Below are 22,705 nucleotides of genomic sequence, written 5' to 3'. Positions count from 1 at the left end.
CGGGCTTAGCGTTCCACTGCCAGGGCAACGCCCATGCCGCCACCGATGCACAAAGTCGCCAGACCTTTCTTGGCGTCGCGGCGTGCCATTTCGTGCAGCAGGGTAACCAGAATACGGCAGCCGGAAGCGCCAATCGGGTGGCCGATGGCGATAGCGCCGCCATTTACGTTGACCTTGCTGGTATCCCAGCCCATGTCCCGGTTGACCGAGATGGCCTGGGCCGCGAAGGCTTCGTTGGCTTCGATCAGGTCCAGCTCTGCGGCCGTCCAGCCGGCCCGCTCAAGGCAGCGCTGGCTGGCGGGAATCGGGCCGGTACCCATGATGGTGGGGTCAACACCAGCATTGGCGTGGGCCTTGATGGTGGCCAGCGGGGTCAGGCCCAGTTCTTTGGCTTTTTCGGCACTGCACACCATCACGGCGGCGGCACCGTCGTTCAGGGATGAGGCGTTGCCGGCGGTCACTGAGCCGTCTTTCTTGAACGCCGGGCGCAGTTTGCCAAGGCTGTCTCCGGTTACGCCGTCGCGGGGGCATTCATCTTTGCTGATCACCAGCGGGTCGCCCTTGCGCTGGGGAATGGTGATCGGAACAATCTGGCCGTCAAAATAGCCGGCGTTCTGGGCAGCCACGGCTTTTTGCTGAGAGGCCGCGGCGAATTCGTCCTGCTCTTCCCGGCTGATTCCGTACTTCTCCACGATGTTTTCGGCGGTGATGCCCATGTGGTAATCGTTGAAGGCATCCCACAGACCATCGTTCACCATGGTGTCGACCATGCTCCAGTTGCCCATGCGCTGGCCATTACGGCTATTGGGCAGAACGTGTGGCGCCTGGCTCATGCTTTCCTGGCCACCAGCGACAATCATCTCGGCATCGCCGCACTGAATGGCTTGCACCGCCATGTGAACCGCTTTCAGGCCGGAACCACATACCTTGTTGATGGTGATCGCTGGTGTGGAGCTTGGCAGGCCGGCATTGATGGCTGCCTGGCGGGCAGGGTTCTGACCGCAGCCGGCAGTCAGTACCTGGCCCAGGATTACTTCACCGATCTGCTCGCCGGCCACGCCGGTTTCTTCCATCAGCGCCTTGATCACGGCGGAACCGAGTTGGTCGGCCCGCAGGCTGGACAAGCCGCCACCGAAGCTGCCAACAGCGGTACGTTTTGCGGCAACAATCACGACATCACGCATGGGAATTCTCCGTTGCAAAGGGCAGGATCAGGAAGATGCCTGCCGGCGTGTGAATACAAGATGGCAAGCATTGTAGCGGGAAAGCCCGGCTCGGCCAAAACAACCAAGGTATGGGTTGATTCGGCCTACCGGTGCTGATTCACATATTCAGGCTGCGGCCGCCGTCGACGGAAAGAATCTGACCGGTCACGAACGGGGCATCGCACAAAAGGTAGGCGATGGCACCGGCAATGTCGTCGGGGTTGCCGGTACGGGCCAGAGGTGTTTTGTCCAGAATGGCCTGCTGGTAAACCGTGTCGATTTCGGCCTCGCCCTCTGGCCAGAGGATAGCGCCAGGCGATACACCGTTTACCCTGATCCCTGGGGCATGATCTTTGGCCCAGGATCGGGTGAGGGCGGCCAGGCCCGCTTTGCTGGCACAATACAGGGGGTGATCGTTCAGCGGTTTTTCGCTGTAGATGTCGATCAGGTTGACCACGGCTCCATTATTTTTTTTCAGTTCCGGCAAGCAATACTTGAGCAGAAAGAATGGCGCTTTCAGGTTGGCGCCCATGACGGCGTTCCAGTCGTCTTCGCCAGAGTCTTCGGTAGTTCTGGGATAGAAGACTGAGGCGTTGTTGACCAGGCCATCCAGGCGCTCCCAATGTTGGCAGGCGGTTTTGGCCAGGCTGGCAACCTGTTCCATGTCTGTCAGGTCTGCCTGTATCGAGGTGGCTGAGTCAGACCGTTCCCGGTTCAGTTTGTCCACCAGTTCGGCCGCTTGGTCCGCCCTCGAACGATAGTGGATGACCACATTCCAGCCCCGGGCGTGCAGGACCTCCGCGGTACGGGCGCCGAGACGGTGGGCGGCGCCGGTGATCAGAACAACAGGAGCTGCCATACAGAATTCCTCTGGTCAGTTGGTCAATGCCTGTTTGATACGTGCCAGCCGCTCGTTGCGGATTGCATCGCCCAGGGCTTTTCCTTTGTGGCCCTGTTTTATCAGGTCTTGCGGGTTGACCGCTGAAGCGTGTCGTGCGGCCAGGTTGAGCCGGTCAAGGCTGTCTGACTGGCCGGGGCTAACGGCGCACGCCAGGGTTTCCTGCAAGTCAATAAAGCGCTCCGGGCGGCGCCAGAGGTCCGCTTTCTCCAACAACGCCAGGGCTTGCTCCGGCGTATGGACCTGCGGGCTCTGATCGCCCAGGTGCTCCATGTAAAGACAGACCAGGTGCACCATGTCTTTGCAGTCATTCGGGCTTTTCATGGCTTTTGCGCGAGCGACAGCGGCGGCTTCCGGCACGGCGCACAGTAATGCGGCGAAGCGCTGTGACGTGTTGCCGTTTTTTCGGTGCACGCAATGCAGGGCCTGAAGCCCGTGCTGGAGAATGCCCGGGCTGGCGAGTTCTGGAATCAGAACTTCCAGTGCGCCAACGTCTTTGAGCACATCGAAAAAGACACCTGGCGCTTTCTCATGCAGTGCTCGCTGAACCTCCTGCCATACGCGCTCCGGGACAAGATCCGCCAGCTCGCCTTCATTGACCATCTCTTGCATCAGGGCCCTGGTTTCGTGGCATACGGTAAAGCCCATAGGTTGCAGGCGCGCGGCAAACCGGGCGGTTCTCAGGATGCGCAGGGGGTCTTCCGCGAAGGCTTCGGACACATGGCGAAGCTTTTTTTGCTCGAGGTCGCCGTGACCGTGGAAAGGATCGACCAACTCGCCATCTTCGGTTTCTGCCATGGCGTTGATGGTCAGGTCCCGGCGCTTGAGATCCTGCTCCAGGGTGACATCGGGGGCGCTGTATACGGTAAACCCATGGTAGCCCCGGCCCTGCTTGCGTTCGGTGCGGGCCAGAGCGTACTCCTCACCGGTTTTCGGGTGCAGGAATACCGGGAAATCGGCCCCTACCTGCTTGAAACCTTTCGCTCGCATTTCATCTGGTGTGCTGCCGACCACGACCCAGTCACGGTCCTTTACCTCAAGGCCGAGCAGTTTGTCCCGAACGGCGCCGCCTACCAGATAGGTTTGCATGGAGCTGGGGTTTCCTTTGGTGTGTGGGTGCAGATCGGTAGATTATCCGGCCACAGTCTGCCGTAGGCAAACCCCAACCGTGACTTTGAGTGGCAAGGACACGGTGAGGCACAAAAAAGCCCGGCTTGCGGGGCAGGCCGGGCTCTGGAACTACGGCGATATCAGAAGGAGGTGCCAAGCTCGATCGCGGCACCCACATCAGCGCTGCTGTACAGGGCGCCAATATCCAGACGGGCGCCAAGAACATTCAGGCCCAGACCAGCGGTGAACTGGGTATCTTCTTCAATACCGTCGTTGTCGCTGTTGCTGGCCAGGTTGTGGCGGATACCGGCGCGCAGCTGGGCGTAACGCCAGGCGTCGAATTCGGCGCCGACAGCCAGCCATTGTGTATCGTCTTCAAAGCCGAAGGCTTTTTTCTTGGTCAGGTCCAGTTCGGCAGTGACAACGTGGTAGTCGCTCTTGTGGGCGATGGCGGCGGTAACCATGGGGTTGAGTTCGAGGGTGCGTTTCTCTTCGCCTCGAGCCTGGGCAGAGTCCAGCTCCATGGGTATCAGGTTTCTGGCAACAATGCCTGCATTCCACTCGCGGTTTTCGCCGAAGGCATAGGCGGCACCGATGTCCAGGTTGAAGCCGCTTTTGTCGGTTTCGAACTCGTCAGCGTCGAAATCATCTTCGTCGAATCTTGAGACTCGTTCGGTGTATTGGAAGGTACGGAGTTCGACGTACTTGGGGGTTATGCCTAGCTGAAGCTGCTCGCCGTTATTGAGCTCGAAGGACCTGGCGAAACTCAAACCAACCTCTGCAACTGCAGAGGCAAGGATGCTGCCTCTGGATTCCAGTTCGTCGGTAATGCCAGGTGTCAGGATTCCGGCTTCGACAGCTGCCAATCGGGCGTCATCGTTTTCGCTGTACTCGCCTCGAACGGTTGCGGTCAGGTTGCCGTTCGCCATCACTCCAACCGACAGGCTAGGCCCGGGAAGAGCAACGGCCAATCCGAGACCGGCATTCACTCGGACAGTATCACGGTCGAAATTCTGAAGCTGCTCACGCAGCTTTCCGGCATTGTCCTGGGCAGATCCCTGATTCAGGCTGTTGATGGATTGCTCGAGTTCATCAATTGTGTCCTGAATATCATCAATCTGATCAACAACTTCTTCTTCATCCGCAAATCGTGCATTGACCGAGGGCAGCATCAGGCCGAAATCATCCGCCCAGTCGTGCTGGGGTGCCGCCATCATGGCCGGGTTGGCCAGGGGGGCAGCAGAGGGATGTGCTACGGCGACGCCAGTTCCGCCCATGGCGAACGAGCGCGCAGACATGGGTGCCTGAGGGCTCGCAAGGGCAGTGGTGGTGGCAAGGGAAAGGCTGATGGCCAGGGACAATTTGCAAAGGCGGTTTGTTTTCATGAACAGTCCTGAGTTGTTATATGCAGGTACAAACAATTAAGCACTTGAAAGGTTAGACGAGTTTAATTCGTGAAGCAGCTCACAACGGGTAACGGTTTGTTCCCGAACTGTAAACGAAGGCAGACTGTTGCCGCTTTCACATGGGAGAAAGATCGTTGGCTTTTAAAAAAGCACGTAAAATCATTGGGTTGCGGATGCTGGCGTGATTTTTTCATGGATGCTGCAAAAGTGTTTTCCGGAGACAAGATAATGACACTGCGATGGACTCTCGTGCCTGTTCTGGTTTTTACATTGGCAGCCTGCGCGCCGGTGGGCAGCTATCAGAACAGCTCGCAGGATACCCGTACCGAATTTGAACCCATCACGGTTCGGGTCAGTGGTTTTGGCACCTACCAGGATGTCCGTGAAGACCGAATAAATCCTCGAAAGCGGTTGATGGCCCGGCGCGCTTCGCAGCTGGACGCCTATCGGAACCTGGCTGAGCGGGTATACGGTACGGTGATTTACGGCAGCTCCACGGTGAATGATTTTGTCGTTAACAATGACAACTTCCGCACCTATGTAGACAGTTACATACGCGGTGCGCGGATGGTGGCGGTGAACGAGCACAGCGATGGTGTGATTGAGACAGTGATGGAACTCAAGCTGGAACCAAGGTTTCGCGAGTGCGTTTCACGGGTGGTGGATGATCAGGTTCAGGACCAATGCATGATCCCCATGCCGCGCCAGAACGACCGGGTAGGGGATGTGGAAACCCGGCGCACCCAGTCACTCTATTATCTGGATTAATCCGCTAATGCCTTGGCGGAATGCGGGAGAAGTATGAAAGCCTTTGTTCTAGTGTTGCTTTGGGTCTGCTCGGGCGTGGTCAGTGCCGCGGTGCTTGAGGGAGTAGGCCATGCCAATATCCGGGAGAACAATCTGGACCAGGCCCGTGCCGAGGCCCGGCAGGCGGCCATGCGCGATCTCGCCCTGCAGTACGAGGCCAGCGTAAGCACCCAGGATACTCTTGAGAACGGTGAGCTGACACAGTCCCGAACCCGGCTTTCGGCCACTGCCCAGTTACGCAATGCCACCATCGTGGATGAATACCGCAGCGGCAACCTTTTGCGGGTGGTGGTGCGGGCCGAGATGGCGGATGCCGCTGGTACCGAAAGCTGTAAGGCCGGAGAAGCCTCCGGGCTGCGCAAGCGAGTTGCAGTGACAGGATTTCCGATTGTCCGGCCACAGCAGGGAGGAAACCCGGGGCTCGATGATGCCGGCGAGAAATTGCCGCAGGCACTGATTGCCCGCTTGCAGTCTCAGGGCAGAATGCAGGTGCTTGGGTCTACCTCGTTGCAATTGTTTAGCGAGCTGCCGGACGCACCGACCTCGCGCCAGAATCTGGCGGCGAATCATTTGACTAATGTGGTCCAGCTGGCCCGGGAACTGGGAGCACAATTCGTGGTGTCGGGTGTGATTCGCGATATTGGGGTAGCAGATCCAAACGCCTGGGGCAGTTCCATCGTCAATCGCATGCAGCGTGGCATTGGCCTGGTGGATACCAGTCGCCGCTTTGAAGCAGAAGTGATGGTGTTCGATGGCTTCAGCGGTTCGCCAGTGTTTCGTCAGCGCTTTGAAACTTCTGCCCGCTGGGATCCGAAAGGTGCTGGCACGGGGAGCTTTGCTTCGGCCGGCTTTGAAAAATCGGAGTGGGGGCAGGCGGTGTCAGGCGTGATTGATGACATGGCGATAGCCGTGAACAATGCGCTGGCGTGTCAACCGTTCATGGCCCGGGTGACCCGTGTGGAGAGCAATCGTGTGACCCTGGCTTCCGGCGCGACAGCCGGATTGCGGCCGGGCGACGAGCTCAATATCTACCGTAGTCAGCGCTATTTCGATTCACTGGATGGTACACCGGAGCTGACGGATGCGAAGGTGTCCATTACCCTCGATAACGTCCACCCGGATTTCAGCACCGGTCGCCTGCCGGTGACCGGTGGCCAGGTAAATATCCAGAGAGACGATATGGCGATAATCTGGTGAGATCAGGCGGCCTCGGCCGCCGCGATGTCCCGGATCTTCCCGACCATAGCCCGCAGGCCGTTACCCCGTGTCGGGGAGATATGGCGGAACAGGTCCAGTTGTTCAAACAGTTCATCGATGTCGGTGGCCAACAATTCTCGCGGTGTCTTGCCGTTCAGGGCTACCAGTATAATGGCCGCCAGACCGCGCACGATGATGGCGTCTGAGTCGATCAGCAGGAACAGTTTGCCGCTGTCCTCATCGTGATGGTGAACCAGCCACACCTGACTCTGGCAGCCATGCACGTAATTCTCTTCTGTCCGCTCGTCATCCGGGAATGCCGGCAACTGTTTGCCCAGGTCGACGATGTAGGCGTAGCGCTCTTCCCAATCGTCCAGAAACTCAAAGGCGTCCAGAACGTCTTCCAGGGTGGTTTTTACCCCCAGAGGGTTGTCGAGAAATTGTTCCTTGCTGGCGGTCATAGCATTCCCAGTTCGAGTTTGGCTTCGTCGGTGAGCATATCGTTGTTCCAGGGCGGATCAAAGGTCAGCTCAACCGTTACCTTGTCGACGTTGGGGACATGCTCCACCTTGGTTTGCACATCGTTGGTGATGACGGGCCCCATGCCACAGCCCGCGGCGGTGAGGGTCATGGTGATGTGAATGTGGTTGCCGTCTTCGGTGCCGTTCTCGATTTTGCAGTTGTAGATCAGGCCCAGGTCCACCACGTTCACCGGGATTTCCGGGTCATAGCAGTTGCGCAGGGCTTCCCACACCTGGTTTTCGTTGATGGTGCCGTCTTCCGGGGTCTCAAAGCTGCTTTCCAGGGGCTGCTTACCCAGGGCGTCTGCGTCGTGACCTTCAATGCGAGCCAGGTTGCCATTCACCGCTACGGTAAAGGTGCCACCGAGGGACTGGGTGATGGTCACGAAGGTGTCCGACGGAATCATGATTTCCGTACCGGAAGGCACCAGCCGGGCTTCCACTTCGCGTTTTGTCAGTACGACTTCGCGTTCTTGCATGCTCTATCAGCCTTTCTAAAGCTCTTTTGGCCACAGACGGCACTGACGAACACGGACTAGAAAAACCTTTATCTTTCCGTCCGTGATGGTCCGTGTCGTCCGTGGCTAATTTGTATTTCAAGCCACCGTAAAACTCTCGCCACACCCACATTCTGCCGTAGCATTCGGGTTGCGGAAGCGGAACAGCGAGTTCACGCCCTCGGTGACAAAGTCGATTTCAATACCATTCACCAGGGGCAGGTGTTCCTGCTTTACGAACACGTCCACACCGTCGATGGTAAAAATACGGTCATCGGATTCCGGGGTTTCCACCCACTGGGTTTCATACTTGAAGCCGGAGCAGCCACTCTTTTTGATGGCCAGGCGAATGCCCTTGGCTTCCGGTTTTTTATCCAGTTGTTTGCGAACGTGTTTGACCGCCGTCGGAGTCATGGTCACGTTCACATCATTTGGGGTGAAGACTTCGGCTGACATGTTTCCACCTCCTCAGGCAAACAGGCGCTGGATCTTTTGCAGGCCGGTAAACAGTTTCTCGACCTCTTCCAGCGTATTGTAGAACGCAAATGAAGCCCGGGCTGTACCGGGTACTCCGTAGAAATCCATCAGTGGCATCGCGCAGTGGTGACCGGTGCGGATGGCAATGCCTTGCTGGTCCAGTAGGGTGCCGATGTCGCTTGGGTGCAGGCCGGCAATCTTGAAGGACATTACCGGTACTTTCTGCCTCGCGGTGCCGATAATCTCCATGCCCGGAACCGTCTCTACCAGCTCGTTGGCACGGATAAGCAGGGCATTTTCTGCCGCTTCCATGGCCTGGCGGTCTAGTCTGTCCAGGTAGTCTATCGCGGCCGCGAGGCCGACGGCTTCGGCAATTGCCGGAGTTCCAGCTTCAAACTTGTAGGGCAGAACGTTCCAGGTGGTGCGCTCGAACGACACCCGCTCAATCATCTCGCCTCCACCCTGATAAGGTGGCATTTCTTCCAGCAGTTCTGCACGGCCATACAGCACACCGATGCCGGTGGGGCCGAACAGTTTGTGGGATGAAAACACGTAGAAATCGCAACCCAGCGCCTGCACATCCGGCTTGAAGTGGGGCACGGCCTGGGCGCCGTCAATCAGGGTGATCACGCCCTGTTTCTTCGCCTGTTCGATCAGTGGCGCCACCGGGTTTACTGTGCCCAGCACGTTGGACACGTGGGTAAGGGCCAATACTCGCGTGCGCTCGTTCAGCAGGCTGTTGAATGAATCAAGGTCAAGCTCGCCTTCGGGGGTAACCTGCACAGGGACCACTTTGGCGCCAGTGCGCTCGGCGATCATCTGCCAGGGCACGATGTTGGCGTGGTGTTCCATATGACTGACCAGGATCTCATCGCCGGCTTTCAGGCGCGGAGCCAGGCCATTGGCCACCAGGTTGATGGCCTCCGTGGTGCCCCGGGTCCAGATGATTTCTTTGGTGCTGGGAGCGTTCAGGAAGTGCCGCACGATTTCCCGGGCACCTTCAAAAGCCGTTGTGGCGCGGTCCCCCAGGGTATGGGCGCCCCGGTGCACGTTCGAGTGCATTTCCCTGTAGTAGCGATCCATGGCATCCAACACCGCCTGCGGCTTCTGGGCCGAAGCGCCGTTGTCCAGATACACCAGCGGCTTCCCGTTGATTTCCTGTGCCAGGATCGGGAAGTCTCGGCGGATGGCTTCTACATCAAACGCCGGGGAGTTGGTGTTCTTTACCACGGACAGGTCAGTCATGCCCTCAGGCCTCCTGAAAGGTTTGCTCAAAGAAATCGTTGAGCCGCGCCTGGGCAGTTTCGCGCACGGCTTCCACCGGAATCTGCTGCACCAGCTCATTGATAAACGCCATGGTCAACAACACGTTGGCCTGCCGGCGGCCAATGCCGCGGGATACCAGATAGAACACCGAGGTTTCATCCAGCTGGCCAATGGTGGCGCCGTGTGCGCACTTGACGTCGTCCGCATAGATCTCCAGTTCCGGCTTTGTATCGATCTCTGCACCGTTAGACAGCAGCAGGTTTTTGTTGTTCATATCCGCGTTGGACTTCTGGGCGTCCTGGTGGATATGAATCCGGCCGTTGAAGATAGCGTGGGATTGGTCCGCAGCAATATTGCGGTAGGTCTCTTCGCTGTTGCAGTGGGCAGCCACATGGTCAATGGATGTGTGGTTGTCGTAATGCTGTTTGCCTTGGGTAACCACCACACCATTAAGCTTGGTTTCGGCCCCTTCACCTTCCAGGCGAACCTGCAGGTCGTGCCGACGCAGTGGGCCGCCGAAGCCCACGCAGTGGCTTTCGAACCGGGAGCTGCGTTGCTGCAGAACGCCGGTAGCGCCAATGTGCTGAACGTTTTCGCCTTCCATGTTCAGGCGAATGCTGGTGATGTTGGCGCCATCGGCCAGGTTGAATTCGGTAACGGTGTTAACCAGGGCGCTTGCATCACCACTGGAAATGTATTCTTCCACCAGCGTCATCTGGCTGTTGGCGCCGGCTTCCACGTATATGCGCGGATAGGCCGAACCACTGGCATCAGCGGTGGTTTCGTGGATCACAAACAGCGGCTGGTCGAGCACGGCACCCGGCTTCAGGCGAATCAACAGGCCGTCCTCAAAACGGGCGCCGTTCACGCGGGCAAACTGCGCCTGATCATGGTCCAGGGTGCAGCCCAATTGCAATGACACCGCCTTGGCATCGTCTTCATCCAGATCACTGAAACTCTGGATGATGATGCCGTTCAGGTCCGGATACTCACTGGCTTCCGGGATCATCACACCGTTATTGAAAACAACCTTGTAACCCGGCACCGCCAGGCTGTTGCCGCCTTTGCCTTCAGCGGGCAAAGAGATGGCCATATCGTCGGCCAGCTTCAGGTACTTGCTGGAATACTTCCAGTTCTCGGTTTTTCGGGTCGGCAGTGGCATGTCCACCAGTGCGCTGGCCCGTTGTTTACGCAGCGCCAGCAACGGCTCCGGCAAAGATTGCCCGGCCGGGTGCAGGAAGGCGCTGGAAAGCGTGGGTGCTGATTTCATTCCGCGACCTCCTGATCAGTTGCTGGTGTCTTCGTCTTTGATGCCCAACCAGCCGTAACCTTTCTCTTCCAGTTCCAGGGCGAGCTCACGGCCGCCGGACTTGATGATCTTGCCGCCGGCCAGCACGTGCACGTAGTCGGGCACAATGTGGTTCAGCAGGCGCTGGTAGTGGGTCACCATCAAAATAGCGCGATCTTCTGAGCGCAGGGCGTTAACACCATCGGACACCACTTTCAGGGCGTCGATGTCCAGGCCGGAGTCGGTTTCGTCCAGAATGGCCAGTTTCGGCTGCAGCAGCAGCGCCTGCATGATTTCGTTGCGCTTTTTCTCGCCGCCGGAGAAGCCTTCGTTGACGCCGCGCTTGAGGAAGGCCGGATCCAGGTCTACCTGTTTGGAGACTTCTTTGGCCAGCTTCATGAATTCCGCGGCGTTCATTTCTTCCTCACCCCGGTGCTTGCGCATGGCGTTTACGGCGGTGCGCAGGAACTGAAGGTTGCTGACACCGGGGATTTCCACCGGGTACTGGAACGCCAGGAAGATACCTTCGCGGGCGCGCTCTTCGGTTTCCTGATCCAGCAGGTTGTCGCCATTGAGGGTGACTTCGCCGCTGGTAACTTCAAATGCGTCGTTGCCTGCCAGAACCTGTGACAGGGTACTCTTACCGGAACCGTTCGGGCCCATAATGGCGTGAACTTCCCCGGCTTTGATCTCCAAGTTGATGCCTTTGAGGATTTCTTTGCCCTCAACGGAGGCGTGCAGGTTTTTGATGCTCAGCATTTGTACGCTTCTCTCTTTTTAACCGTCTGAATTCTTTGCCCCACCCTCTCACGGTAGCCCTGACCATGGGTGAGTCAGCCGTTGGGCAGGCCCTTCCGGGATACGCTGTGAATACGTCCCTGTACGCTCGACAAAATCATCCTTGATTTTGACGATCCCGGAAGGGCCTGCCCAACGGCTTCCGCGATACTTATTTCTCGGCCGTCCAAACTATAACGGCTTTGTTGCATTTGCTTCGTTCGTGCAGGTGCCCGCCCAGTGTCTGCGGCAGCGAGCCGGGTGGTACTTTCCGGGACCCTCAAAAACATGGATGTTTTTGCGGAGCGTACAGGGACGTATTCACAGCGTGTCCCGGAAAGTACCACCCGGCTTGCTGACCCCCACCAAGGCCAGCGGGGCCATAAAGATTAGCCCACAGAACCCTCAAGACTGACTTCCAGAAGCTTGCCGGCTTCCACCGCAAACTCCATCGGCAGCTCTTTGAACACTTCCTTACAGAAGCCGTTCACGATCATGGACACTGCCTGCTCCGGGTCGATACCACGCTGACGGCACAGGAACATCTGCTCGTCGCTGACCTTGGAGGTGGTGGCTTCGTGTTCCACGATGGCCGATTTGTTCTTGCTTTCGATGTACGGGAACGTGTGAGCGCCACAGCGGTCGCCGATCAGCAGAGAGTCGCACTGGGTAAAGTTGCGCGCTCCTTCCGCACCCGGGCCGAATTTTACCAGGCCGCGGTAAGCGTTGGAGCTGCGGCCGGCGGAGATACCCTTGGAGATGATGGTGCTCTTGGTGTTCTTGCCAAGGTGAATCATCTTGGTGCCGGTGTCGGCCTGCTGGTAGTTGTGGGTGAGGGCGACGGAGTAGAACTCACCAACGCTGTTCTCACCGCGCAGTACGCAGCTCGGGTATTTCCAGGTGATGGCGGAGCCGGTTTCTACCTGGGTCCAGGAGATCTTGGAGTTCTTGCCGATGCAGGCGCCGCGCTTGGTGACGAAGTTGTAGATGCCGCCTTTGCCGTTCTCGTCGCCTGGATACCAGTTCTGTACCGTGGAGTATTTGATCTGGGCGTCGTCCAGGGCGACCAGTTCCACCACCGCTGCGTGCAGCTGGTTTTCGTCCCGCATGGGGGCGGTGCAGCCTTCCAGGTAGCTCACGTAGCTGCCTTCTTCGGCGATGATCAGGGTGCGCTCGAACTGGCCGGTGTTGGCCGCGTTGATGCGGAAGTAGGTGGACAGCTCCATGGGGCAGCGAACGCCCTTCGGGATGTACACGAAGGAGCCATCGGAGAACACGGCGGAGTTGAGGGCGGCGAAGTAGTTGTCGCCGGCCGGGACAACGCTACCCAGGTATTTTTTCACCAGTTCCGGGTATTTCTGCACCGCTTCGGAGATGGGGCAGAAGATCACGCCGGCTTTTTCCAGCGGTTCTTTGAAGGTGGTGGCTACCGAGACGGAATCGAAGACGGCATCAACCGCAACGCCGGCCAGCTTGGCCCGTTCGTGCAGGGGGATGCCCAGTTTTTCGTAGGTGCGCAGCAGCTCCGGATCAACGTCGTCCAGGCTCTGGGGCATGTCTTCTTTTTTCTTGGGCGCCGAATAATAGGAGATGGAATCGTAGTCCACTTTCGGGAAATCCACGTGGGCCCATTCCGGCTCGTCCATTTCCAGCCAGCGACGATAGGCTTTCAGGCGCCATTCGAGCATGAATTCCGGTTCCTGTTTGATTTCAGACAGGCGGCGGATTACATCTTCATTGAGGCCGGGTTCGAAGGTGTCGGATTCAATTTCAGTGACGAATCCGTGCTCGTATTCCCGTTTGATCAGCTCTTTCACCTCGTTGTCGGTGGTCGCCATGATCGTCGCTCCGTAATTCTCTCATCTTGGGCATGGTGCCCTGTGTTTCGCCGAGCATACCTTTGGCTGGGTGGTGTCGGCGGATGTCATCTGTTTGCTGGCGTTGCAGTGGTCGCTCGTGTCCTTGAGTACGCCCTGCAATCGGTTTTTGGATGACGGGGCGGGCTTTTTTGGCCGTTTTCCCGTTGCTTCTGGCGAGCGATTATACAATACCAGAGTAATTTAGTCAGGTATTAAATCGGTTGTGTAGGGATTATACCTTAATCGGCCCTCGGGGCACTAAGGGGGCGGTTATTGCCTTGATAGACTTTGGTGCTGGAGAGTGGCGCTGCTGGCCTGCTTTTATGGTGCAGGACGTCGGGCGGGTAGGGCCTCCCAAAACACGCTGTGAATACGTCCTTGTACGCTCTGCTCCGCCATCCCTGGCTCCGCAAGGTTTTGGGAGGCCCTACCCGCCCGACTCCGCGTATATTGTGGTGGCCGCTGCCTCAAGATGGCCCTGGAGATGGGTTAACCTCCAGTGTTCTCTGGGAAAATCTTGGTCAGATAGGTGAAGTCCAGCTTCTCCGGCAAGCTCTCCGGCCTGGGGATTTTAACGATGTGGCCGCTGCCTGGGGCGTAGTCCATGGCTTCGCCGTGGCGGTTTTCCATGGTGTTGGCGCTGAAGCGCAGGTTGCCGGACGGGGTGATGAGTTCGAGTTGGTCGCCGGGGGCGAATTTGTTTTTGACGTCGATGGTGAGCCATCGGTCATCCGCATCGGTAATGGTGCCTACCACTTGCTGGGTGCCGAGGTAGGAGGAGCCCTGTTCGTAGGTCTGGTATTCCTGGGGTACGTGGCGGCGGAGGAAACCTTCGGTGTAGCCGCGGTTCGAGAGGGCTTCGAGTTCGTTCATCATGTGCATGTCGAAAGGTTTGCCGGCGAGGGCGTCGTTGATGGCCTGGCGGTAGACCTGGGTGGTGCGGGCCACGTAGTAGGTGCTTTTGGTTCGGCCTTCGATTTTCAGGGAGTGTACGCCCATGTTGACCAGTTCGGCGACGTGCTGGACGGCGCGGAGGTCTTTGGAGTTCATGATGTAGGTGCCGTGTTCATCCTCGTAGGCGGGGATGAAGCCGCCGGGGCGGTTGGGTTCTTCCAGGAGGATTTCTTTGGGTTCGTATGTTTCCACAGCGTTGGCGGAGGTGGCGATCAGGTCGCCGGTCTGGTCGTGGCTGTGTTGTACCGGTTTGTAGTTCCAGCGGCAGGCGTTGGTGCAGGCGCCCTGGTTGGCGTCGCGGTGGTTCATGTAGCCGGACAGCAGGCAGCGGCCTGAGTAGGCCATGCACAGCGCGCCGTGTACGAACACTTCCAGTTCCATCTCGGGGACTTTTTCGCGGATTTCGCGGATTTCGTTCAGGGCCAGTTCCCGAGACAGGATCACCCGGTTGATGCCCTGGCGGCGCCAGAACTCAACGGTGGCCCAGTTTACGGCGTTGGCCTGTACTGAGAGGTGAATCGGTTGGTCGGGCCAGTGTTCCCGCACCAGCATGATCAGGCCTGGGTCAGACATGATCAGGGCATCTGGTTTGTGCTCCAGCACTGGCGCGAGGTCTCGCAGGTAGCTGCGCACTTTGTCGTTGTGGGGTGCTATGTTGGATACAAGGTAGAACTGTTTGCCCAGTTCGTGGGCCCGCTCGATGCCGGCGCCGAGGGCTGAAACGTCTTTGAAACTGTTGTTCCTTACTCTCAGCGAGTACCGTGGTTGGCCGGCATAGACGGCATCGGCGCCGTACGCGAAAGCGGTTTCAAGGTGTTCGGGGGTGCCGGCGGGCGCGAGCAGTTCCGGGGTGGTCATGGGGGCTCCGGGTGGTTCTGGTAATCAGTGGTTGCAGGAAGGGCATCATGAAAAATGTGGATTTTGCCCTAAACTGAGTGCATCGCCATTGATCTTGCTCAAAGGTCGTATTGATTGATCTCGGCTAACATGTGTACGCTGACAAACTTTCACAGTGGATTAAAACAGAATGGCAGGGGGAATTGGCATGGCATCGGAGCCTCTGGGGCCTGAGGTTTCAAAGCGTTCGTTGAGTAATCGGGTCAGTGTGCTGATCCGGCTTCAGTTGGCGCGTGGCAAGGTGGGTGTGGAGACGGTGGCAGGGCAGCTGAATATGAGCCGCTACACGTTGCACAAGAAGCTGCGGCAAGAGGGGCTGACGTTTGCGTCGTTGCTGGAGCAGGTGCGCCGTGAGCAGGCCATTACCTACATGAAAGATAAAACCAAGCCGCTGGTAGAGATTGCCGAACAGCTTGGTTTCTCGGAACTCAGCGCATTCAGCCGGGCGTTCAAGCGCTGGATGGGCACTCCGCCGGCTGAATATCGCTCGCTCAGGCTGTCCTGATCAGACTTTTTTGAAGATCAGGGTGGCGTTGGTGCCGCCAAAGCCGAAGCTGTTACTCATCACCAGGTCCAGGTTCTGGTTGTCCTGGCGTTCCCGAACGATGGGGTAGCCTTCGGCGCCTTCGTCCAGGTTCTGGATGTTGGCAGACGGAGCAATAAAGCCTTCCCGTTGCATGATCAGGGTGTAGATGGCTTCATGCACGCCAGCGGCACCCAGGGCATGGCCACACAGGGGTTTGGTGGAGCTCAGTGGCGGAATCTTGTCACCAAAGGTGTCCTTCAGGGCTTTCAGCTCGGTGATGTCACCGGCCGGGGTGCTGGTACCGTGGGTGTTGATGTATTTGATCTCACCGCCAGCCTGCGCCATGGCCTGCTTCATGCAGCGAACCGCACCTTCACCGCTCGGGGCGACCATATCGGCGCCGTCTGAGGTGGCGCCAAAGCCAACCAGTTCCGCCAGGATGGTGGCGCCGCGGGCTTCTGCGTGCTCCAGGGATTCCAGTACCAAGGCACCGCCACCGCCGGAAATAACGAAGCCGTCGCGGTCCGCATCGTAGGTGCGGGAGGCCTGTTCCGGTGTGTCGTTGTACTTGGTGGATAGCGCGCCCATGGCGTCGAACATCAGGCTCAGAGTCCAGTGAATGTCCTCACCACCACCAGCCAGCATGACTTCCTGACGGCCCAGGGCGATCTGATCTGCCGCGTGGCCAATGCAGTGGGCACTGGTGGCGCAGGCAGAGGTGATGCCGTAGTTGATGCCGGTAATACCGAACGCGGTAGTAATGGATGCGTTGATCGCGCTACCCATGGTGCGGGGCACCCGATAAGGGCCAACCCGGCGAATGCCTTTGTCGCGATGGGTGTCGATGGCGTCCAGAAGCTCCACGGTGGAGGCGCCGCCAGTACCAAATACCGCACCGGTGCTGTTGGCACGAATCTGTTCGTCGGTCAGGCCTGCCTGTTCGATGGCTTCTTTAGCTGACAGGTAGCAGTAGCCAGCCGCCGGCGACATGAAGCGCCAGATCTTGCGGTCGATCAGTTCCGACAGGTTCAGGTCGATCTTGCCCGCAACGTGGCTGCGCAAGCCGTTGTCCCTGGCCTCTTCGCTGAAGGCGATGCCGGAGCGGGATTCCCGAAGGGACTGGGCTACTTCTTTCTGGTTGGTTCCGAGGCTGGAGACAATCCCCATGCCGGTTACAACAACGCGACGCATCGTGCTAACTCCTAAAAGTCATCAGTAGATGTGAACAGGCCAACCCGAAGGTCTTTGGCGGTGTAGATTTCCCGGCCGTCGACTTCCATACGGGCATCCGCAATTGCCATAGTCAGCTTACGGCGGATGAGGCGTTTGATGTCCAGGCGGTAAGTAACCTTTTTGTTGGTCGGCAACACCTGGCCAAAGAATTTCACTTCGCCGGCACCCAGGGCGCGGCCTTTGCCTTCGCCACCGGTCCAGGCCAGAAAGAACCCCACCAGCTGCCACATGGCGTCCAGGCCCAGGCAGCCGGGCATCACCGGGTCGCCCTGAAAATGCACTTTGAAGAACCAGAGGTCCGGGTTGATGTCCAGTTCGGCCACCAGGCTGCCTTTGCCGAATTCACCGTCGTCTGCCGCAATGTGGGTGATGCGGTCTACCATCAGCATCTCATCGATGGGCAGGCGCATGTCGCCCGGGAACAATTCGCCGTGACCACAGCGGATCAGGTCTTCTTTGTCAAAGTGATCAGGATACATATTGCCTGTGTCTCTGTTGCAGAATCATTTCTTCTACTTTAGCGCTTATCGCCAGAAGAGCTATTGACCTTTAGTGGATGATAGCCGGCGTGAAGTTCCCCTTGGTTTGGAAATAGTTCGCAGAAATCCTGTTTTGATGGTCATCAAGGTACTCGCACGGGAGGCTTGCTACTTTGGTCGCGCCTATGGGTTTTGCTTTCAGTTGATAGCCTGGTTTCAGGAAAACGGGCTTATTTATAAGGAGACGACAGGATGGATCAGGAAACCATTGACGGCCAATTGGTACAGGTGAACGGCCGGGTTACTGCCACGCTTGTGCGGGCTCTTGACCACTCGCCGGAAGCAGTCTGGAGAATGCTGACGGACTCTGTCTGCCTGGCCCAATGGCTGGCGCCGGGTGTATTGGAAGCGAAGCGTGGTGGCCGTGTGCAGCTGGATTTCGGTAACAGTGGCACCCCCATTGACTGTGAGATTACAGCCTGCGAGCCAAACCGATTGCTGGCCTACTCCTGGAGCGCCGGCGATGCACCGGAGCGGCCGCTGGAGTGGCGCCTTGAGCCGGAGGGAGAGGGCACGCGTCTGACATTGACCCTGCTGCTGCCGGATGATGAGTTGGTGCCCATTGCCTGTGCCGGGTGGGATGCCCACATCGAAATGCTGATGGCCGCCCTGGAAGGCATCAGCATACATTTCCCGGCGGACCGTTTCCGCCGGGCGCGGGCCAGGTTTGAATCTATTTACCCCTCTCGGCCATCGGCCCTGGGGCTTGCCAGTACACCGGTGTAGCGAATCAGGAAGATAGCGTAGGCGATCACCCACAGCGCGGTACTGGTGCCGATGCCCGGGTGCCAGGGAATGACATCGAAAGCCGTGATAACTCGAATAACCGCCGCCAGTTGAACCGCCACAAAAGCCAGAACCATGCCTTTGGGTAAAATCAGTGGGCGGCCGGTGTGACCCAGGGAGACCCGGGCGATCACGCCCAGAATCAGGCAGCCAACGGCGCCGGTACCCGCGGCGTGGGTCCAGGCATTGCTTGGCCAGCCTGCCAGCAAAGAACCAGCGAGTAACAGCAAGGCCACCGGTACCCAGAGAATGGACAGGTGCAGTATCCACAACAAGGGTTCACTGCGCACCAGCCAGCCTTTCCAGTTTGCCAGGCGAACCAGCATCAGCACGGCAGCCACCACCGCCAGTATGGCGGTTACCGTTTGCCACCCGGTAACCAGCGAAACCATCAACAGGATCATGGAGAACACCGCCGCCATATCCAGGGCCGGAATCATTTTGACGGCCTCGGCGTTGCCTCCTCTCTGGCGCAGCCAGCCGGCGGAAAAGGCTGGTGTGATGCGCCCGCCAATGATGCTGATCAGGGCCATGGCCATGATCAGTGCGCCATAGCTGAAGGCCATATCCAGCCGGGTTACGAAGCCGATCTGCATCAGCCAGAGCAGCCCCAGTACTACCAGAATCATCACCTGCCGTTTCTGCCGGGCTTTCCATACGCGCCAGCCGGCATCGATCATCACCAGTGGCAGGAAGGCGAGGTTAACGCCCTGTACCAGCCACTCCGGCAGGTTGCCGCCAAAGGCCAGGAGCAGGCGGCCAGCCAGCCAGACGCCCCAAAGCCCTGCCAGAAGCGCTCCGTGGGTTCGGTCGGTTTGGGTCCAGACACACACGGCGGTCAGCAAGAAGCCAGCAATGGCAGCAGACAGGAAACCGAACAGCATTTCATGCTGATGCCAGAACAGGCCCGGCATGGCCAGGGGCAGTCGTACCGTACCGGTCACTTCCAGCACCCAAAGGGGGATGGCGACAATAGCCAGTACGGTCATAGACAGAAAGAAAATCCGGAACGGGTAACTGAAGAGCTGGCTGACGCTGGCGGAGGCGCGCTCAGGAGAGGCTGGAATGGACTGCATAACTAATCTCCCAAATACATGTATATGCAGTATATGTTAAAGGTGATGAGGTCGAGAAACCATACCTGCTTCGGGGTATTTTGCGTACAATGCGGGCATCATTTTGATTAGGAAAGGAATGTTCTATGAGTGCCTACGTATTGCTGAAGATGCTGCACATGGCCACCGCCTACCTGACGATTATTCTGTTCGCCCTGCGGTTGGTTCTTGATGCGGCGGGTCGACCGGGCTGGCGTCATACTCCGTTGCGTTTCATTCCGCACATCAACGACACCATTCTTCTGGTGTCTGCCATCTCCCTGTTGTTTGTGGTCGGTTACATCCACGCCATGCCGGGCTGGCTGATCGCCAAGATCGTGCTGCTGATTGGTTACATCATTGCCGGGGTATTTGCTCTGAAAACCACTGTGGCCAAACCGGTGCGGATTGTTGCTTCTGTTCTGGCCCTGGCCCAGGTGCTCGCAATTCTTCACCTGGCCATGGCCAAACCGTTCTTCGGCTAAAACGCCTTATTTCCTTTCGCTGATCTGCCTGGTCAGTTCCTGGAGCTGTTGTTGAACAGCCTGGAGCTGGCGGGCGATCTCGTCTCGCTCGTCGTGGGCTTTTTCGGCTTCCTTGGCGTTCTGTTCTTCGCCCATTACTTCCAGTATTGCCCCGATCATCATGTTCAGAAACACAAACGCCGTCAGGAATATGAAGGTGAGGTAGTAAATCCAGCTTAATGGATACACCTCCATGGTGTCGTACATCACGTCTGTCCAGTCTTCAAAGGTGGCTACCCGGAACAGGGTTAGCATGGCAATGGACACATCCCCCCACAGGAACTCGTCAATATCGGCAAAGAACATGGAGCCCATGGCCGCATAGATGTAAAAGATGATGAACATCAGCAGGGCGATGTAGCCCATGCGGGGGATGGCTTTGAGCAAAGAATTGATCAAAAAGCGCAGCTCAGGCACCACTGAAACCAGTCGCAGCACCCGGAACACTCGCAGCAGGCGGCCCAGCAGCACCGCTTCGGCGTTATCCAGCGGAATCAGGCTGCCGATCACCACCAGGGTATCAAACAGGTTCCAGCCATCGAACAGGAAGCGTTTTTTGTTCTGACAGACGCCAAAGCGGAACAGGATCTCCACCAGGAAGAACAGGGTGATGGCATTGTCCAGCACGCTAAGGCTTCGCTCCACCAGTGGCGGGACATCGTAGGTTTTGGCACCGATGGTCAGCGCTGAAAGGATAATGATGGCAATCACCGCGCCCTGAAAGAGTTTGCTGGACTCAATGCGGCGCAGTTGTTCAAAACCGGAAACAGGGCTTAGTTCGGAGGACATGGCAGACAAAGACTCCAGAAAGTTCGCGAGGAGCCGGATTCTAAAGCGCTCAGAGGGTATTGGGTAGCCTGAATGTTGATCAGCATTGGCCTGTGAGGGATGCATGCATTTTATAAACAGTGCTTATTTCACATGATCAGAATTATTCATTCGTGCTATGAGGAAAGGGTTTCCATAATCAGGTGACTCACAACAAATACAAGAGAGTGACTTCCCATGGCAGAAAGACCTGAGTTAGCCGGCTGGCGCTGGGGCCCGTTTACCTTCCGCGTGCCGTTCTACCATACCCGGTTATGCTGGTCGGAGTTTCTGCAGGGGCTCTTTGTCTCTGCGGCGACCGGCCTGGCTTTGATACCTGTGATGACAGCCTTTTTCGGTTTGAGTTTTGAGGAGGCGGTTGCGCTTTCCATGATTCATGCTTCCTTGATAGCTTCGGCAGTCATTGTTTTCGGCGAACCCTACGCGGGCGGTTGGATTACGCCTGCCTTGCCGTTAATTCTTGCATTTGTGATCGGTGGCTACGACGACCCGGTCAGCCGGTTCCAGGCCATGACCGCCCTGAGCCTGGTGTTTGCCGCTCTGGTTCTGATGCTGGGCATTACCGGCTTGGGGCGGCGATTCATTATCTGGCTACCTGACACCCTGAAAGCGGGCATTATTCTGGGCGCCTCCATCGCCGCCCTCAAGCGGGTGTTCGTGGACGACGCCGAGCGTTTCCTGCTGGAACAGCCGATTGCGACTGGCCTGGCTTGTGCCATTTGCCTGATTTTCACCTTCTCGGTGCCGATGCAAAAACTGAAGGCACGAAGCCGGTTCTTCTTCATCCTGGGTGCACTGGGGCTGTTGCCGGGCTTTCTGGCAGCCGCGATTATCGGGCCGCTGGTGGGTGAGGTGAGCTTTGATATCCAGTGGGGCTTTGTGGTGCCGCCATTGGGAGAGGCGTTGGCCAAGGCATCGCCACTGGTCAATGGCTGGCCGTCACGAGAGATGATTATCCAGAGTATTCCGCTGGCCCTGATTGCCTATATCATCCTGTTCGGTGACCTGGTTACCGGTAATGAAGTGCTGCGGGAAGGTCTGAAAGTCCGCAAGGACGAGCACATCGACATTAACCTGAACCGCACCCACTTTTCCCTGTCCATCCGCAACGCCATCATGGGCATTGTGGCACCGTTCTTCCCCACTCAGGGCGCGGTCTGGACCGGCGTGCACGTTATCGTGGTCCAACGCTGGAAGCAGGGGCCCAAGTCCATGAACAGCCTGCACAGTGGGCTGGCATCTTATTACCTGATGGGGCTGCCGTTCATTTACTTCCTGCTGCCATTACTGACCGGGCTCAAGCCCCTGTTGGGTGTGGCGCTGTCCCTGACGCTGGTGCTCACCGGCTTCGCCTGTGCTTACATTGCCATGTCGATCCCGAGGGATAACGCCTCACGGGGTACCGTAGTGTTGATTGGCGCGGCCCTGGCGTTCTTCGAGCCCTGGCAAGGCCTGCTTCTGGGTGTTGTGGCTACCCTGGCATTGGTGGGCTGGGACAGAAGCCCAGACCCAATTCCTCACGACGAGTGAGGAACGGCCATTCAAAGCAACAGGTGGCTATGCCACCTGTTGCAGAATGATCTGCCACTCCTCATCACTGACCGGCATTACCGACAATCTGCTGCCTTTCTTCACCAGCGGCAGGTTGTCGAGCCCCGGCAGGGCTTTCAGTTCATCCAGTGGGATCAGGCGTGGTAGTTTGCGCTCAAAGGCCATATCCACCGCCTGCCAGCGGGGTTTCTCCGGCGTGCTTTTGCAATCGTGGTAGGGCGATTCCGGGTCAAACTGACTGGGGTCCGGGTAGGCGCTGCGGGTCACGGTGACGATGCCGGCAATGCCAATGTGTTTGCAGCTGGAGTGATAGATAAACACCTCATCACCTTCTGCCATCTGTGCCATGAAATTGCGAGCCTGGTAGTTCCGCACGCCATCCCACGGAATGCTGCCGCCGGACTTGGCAGCAAAGTCGTCAATACTGCATTCTGACGGTTCTGTTTTTGCCAGCCACTTGGCCAT

The 22,705-nt window shown here is 57.9% G+C and carries 23 protein-coding genes; 6 read left to right on the top strand and 17 right to left on the bottom strand.

The annotated features are described in order from the left end of the window. Window positions 1-5 precede the first annotated feature (5 nt). From FIV08_RS15715 to traF, 4 genes are all read right to left on the bottom strand, one after another. Window positions 6-1,184: an acetyl-CoA C-acetyltransferase gene (locus tag FIV08_RS15715; RefSeq protein WP_152439015.1), complete on the bottom strand. Its 1,179-nt coding sequence runs from the start codon at window positions 1,182-1,184 to the stop codon at window positions 6-8. A gap of 139 nt (window positions 1,185-1,323) precedes the next feature. Further along, a complete protein-coding gene (locus FIV08_RS15710; protein ID WP_152439014.1) occupies window positions 1,324-2,064 on the bottom strand; it encodes a pteridine reductase in 741 nt (246 codons plus the stop codon). Between the two features lie 15 nt (window positions 2,065-2,079). Beyond that, entirely contained in the window at window positions 2,080-3,192 is a 1,113-nt protein-coding gene (locus tag FIV08_RS15705; protein ID WP_152439013.1) for a multifunctional CCA tRNA nucleotidyl transferase/2'3'-cyclic phosphodiesterase/2'nucleotidase/phosphatase, read from the bottom strand. 161 nt (window positions 3,193-3,353) lie between these two features. Beyond that, on the bottom strand, window positions 3,354-4,598 hold the full coding sequence (traF, locus tag FIV08_RS15700) for a conjugal transfer protein TraF (protein ID WP_152439012.1): 1,245 nt from the start codon (window positions 4,596-4,598) through the stop codon (window positions 3,354-3,356). Between the two features lie 249 nt (window positions 4,599-4,847). Between traF and FIV08_RS15695 the strand changes: the two genes are divergently transcribed. Together FIV08_RS15695 and FIV08_RS15690 are read left to right on the top strand one after the other, a co-directional pair. After that, on the top strand, window positions 4,848-5,387 hold the full coding sequence (locus FIV08_RS15695; protein ID WP_152439011.1) for an LPP20 family lipoprotein: 540 nt from the start codon (window positions 4,848-4,850) through the stop codon (window positions 5,385-5,387). Between the two features lie 33 nt (window positions 5,388-5,420). Then, the gene (locus tag FIV08_RS15690) at window positions 5,421-6,623 is read left to right on the top strand and encodes a flagellar assembly protein T N-terminal domain-containing protein (protein ID WP_152439010.1); all 1,203 of its coding nucleotides are present in this window, start codon (window positions 5,421-5,423) and stop codon (window positions 6,621-6,623) included. A gap of 2 nt (window positions 6,624-6,625) precedes the next feature. Here FIV08_RS15690 and FIV08_RS15685 read toward each other — a convergent pair whose 3' ends face one another. The 8 genes from FIV08_RS15685 to yegQ form a co-directional block, all read right to left on the bottom strand. Beyond that, window positions 6,626-7,084 carry a SufE family protein gene (locus tag FIV08_RS15685; protein WP_058090504.1) on the bottom strand — a complete coding sequence of 153 codons (459 nt, stop codon included), beginning with the start codon at window positions 7,082-7,084 and terminating at the stop codon, window positions 6,626-6,628. After that, the gene (sufT, locus tag FIV08_RS15680) at window positions 7,081-7,623 is read right to left on the bottom strand and encodes a putative Fe-S cluster assembly protein SufT (protein WP_152439009.1); all 543 of its coding nucleotides are present in this window, start codon (window positions 7,621-7,623) and stop codon (window positions 7,081-7,083) included. Before sufT ends, FIV08_RS15685 begins: the two co-directional genes overlap by 4 nt. A gap of 117 nt (window positions 7,624-7,740) precedes the next feature. Then, complete coding sequence (locus tag FIV08_RS15675; protein WP_061332969.1) at window positions 7,741-8,097, bottom strand: HesB/IscA family protein; 357 nt, start codon at window positions 8,095-8,097, stop codon at window positions 7,741-7,743. Window positions 8,098-8,109: 12 nt separating this feature from the next. Further along, entirely contained in the window at window positions 8,110-9,363 is a 1,254-nt protein-coding gene (locus FIV08_RS15670) for an aminotransferase class V-fold PLP-dependent enzyme (RefSeq protein WP_061332968.1), read from the bottom strand. A 4-nt stretch (window positions 9,364-9,367) separates the two neighbouring features. Beyond that, entirely contained in the window at window positions 9,368-10,654 is a 1,287-nt protein-coding gene (gene sufD, locus FIV08_RS15665; protein WP_152439008.1) for a Fe-S cluster assembly protein SufD, read from the bottom strand. A 15-nt stretch (window positions 10,655-10,669) separates the two neighbouring features. Further along, window positions 10,670-11,431 (bottom strand): Fe-S cluster assembly ATPase SufC, encoded by a 762-nt coding sequence (sufC, locus tag FIV08_RS15660; RefSeq protein ID WP_152439007.1) that lies wholly within the window; start codon window positions 11,429-11,431, stop codon window positions 10,670-10,672. Between the two features lie 407 nt (window positions 11,432-11,838). Then, complete coding sequence (sufB, locus tag FIV08_RS15655; protein ID WP_152439006.1) at window positions 11,839-13,287, bottom strand: Fe-S cluster assembly protein SufB; 1,449 nt, start codon at window positions 13,285-13,287, stop codon at window positions 11,839-11,841. 510 nt (window positions 13,288-13,797) lie between these two features. Beyond that, entirely contained in the window at window positions 13,798-15,120 is a 1,323-nt protein-coding gene (gene yegQ / locus FIV08_RS15650; RefSeq protein ID WP_152439005.1) for a tRNA 5-hydroxyuridine modification protein YegQ, read from the bottom strand. A gap of 187 nt (window positions 15,121-15,307) precedes the next feature. On the opposite strand from yegQ, the gene FIV08_RS15645 reads away from it, so the two are divergent. After that, window positions 15,308-15,664 carry a helix-turn-helix domain-containing protein gene (locus FIV08_RS15645; protein ID WP_072676369.1) on the top strand — a complete coding sequence of 119 codons (357 nt, stop codon included), beginning with the start codon at window positions 15,308-15,310 and terminating at the stop codon, window positions 15,662-15,664. Here the strand turns inward: FIV08_RS15645 and fabB are convergent, their stop codons facing one another. Continuing rightward, window positions 15,665-16,876, bottom strand: coding sequence for a beta-ketoacyl-ACP synthase I (gene fabB, locus FIV08_RS15640; RefSeq protein WP_152439004.1), 1,212 nt, complete (start codon window positions 16,874-16,876; stop codon window positions 15,665-15,667). Window positions 16,877-16,887: 11 nt separating this feature from the next. After that, window positions 16,888-17,397 carry a bifunctional 3-hydroxydecanoyl-ACP dehydratase/trans-2-decenoyl-ACP isomerase gene (gene fabA / locus FIV08_RS15635; RefSeq protein WP_061332961.1) on the bottom strand — a complete coding sequence of 170 codons (510 nt, stop codon included), beginning with the start codon at window positions 17,395-17,397 and terminating at the stop codon, window positions 16,888-16,890. A 252-nt stretch (window positions 17,398-17,649) separates the two neighbouring features. Between fabA and FIV08_RS15630 the strand changes: the two genes are divergently transcribed. Next, on the top strand, window positions 17,650-18,183 hold the full coding sequence (locus FIV08_RS15630) for an SRPBCC family protein (RefSeq protein ID WP_152439003.1): 534 nt from the start codon (window positions 17,650-17,652) through the stop codon (window positions 18,181-18,183). On the opposite strand, the gene FIV08_RS15625 is transcribed toward FIV08_RS15630, so the two are convergent. Beyond that, a complete protein-coding gene (locus FIV08_RS15625; RefSeq protein ID WP_152439002.1) occupies window positions 18,135-19,319 on the bottom strand; it encodes an NnrS family protein in 1,185 nt (394 codons plus the stop codon). The genes FIV08_RS15630 and FIV08_RS15625 overlap by 49 nt on opposite strands. A 125-nt stretch (window positions 19,320-19,444) precedes the next feature. Here FIV08_RS15625 and FIV08_RS15620 point away from each other — a divergent pair, with 125 nt between their 5' ends. Then, entirely contained in the window at window positions 19,445-19,822 is a 378-nt protein-coding gene (locus FIV08_RS15620; RefSeq protein ID WP_152439001.1) for a SirB2 family protein, read from the top strand. A 6-nt stretch (window positions 19,823-19,828) separates the two neighbouring features. Here FIV08_RS15620 and FIV08_RS15615 read toward each other — a convergent pair whose 3' ends face one another. Continuing rightward, window positions 19,829-20,650 carry an ion transporter gene (locus FIV08_RS15615; RefSeq protein ID WP_106694665.1) on the bottom strand — a complete coding sequence of 274 codons (822 nt, stop codon included), beginning with the start codon at window positions 20,648-20,650 and terminating at the stop codon, window positions 19,829-19,831. Between the two features lie 216 nt (window positions 20,651-20,866). On the opposite strand from FIV08_RS15615, the gene FIV08_RS15610 reads away from it, so the two are divergent. Continuing rightward, window positions 20,867-22,219 carry a hypothetical protein gene (locus FIV08_RS15610; RefSeq protein WP_061332959.1) on the top strand — a complete coding sequence of 451 codons (1,353 nt, stop codon included), beginning with the start codon at window positions 20,867-20,869 and terminating at the stop codon, window positions 22,217-22,219. A 27-nt stretch (window positions 22,220-22,246) separates the two neighbouring features. On the opposite strand, the gene FIV08_RS15605 is transcribed toward FIV08_RS15610, so the two are convergent. After that, window positions 22,247-22,705, bottom strand: coding sequence for an EVE domain-containing protein (locus tag FIV08_RS15605; protein ID WP_152439000.1), 459 nt, complete (start codon window positions 22,703-22,705; stop codon window positions 22,247-22,249).

This window comes from Marinobacter sp. THAF197a (assembly GCF_009363275.1).
GTDB lineage: Bacteria > Pseudomonadota > Gammaproteobacteria > Pseudomonadales > Oleiphilaceae > Marinobacter.
Note: the sequence above shows the minus strand (reverse complement) of the source record. Positions and strands in the feature narration are given on the sequence as shown.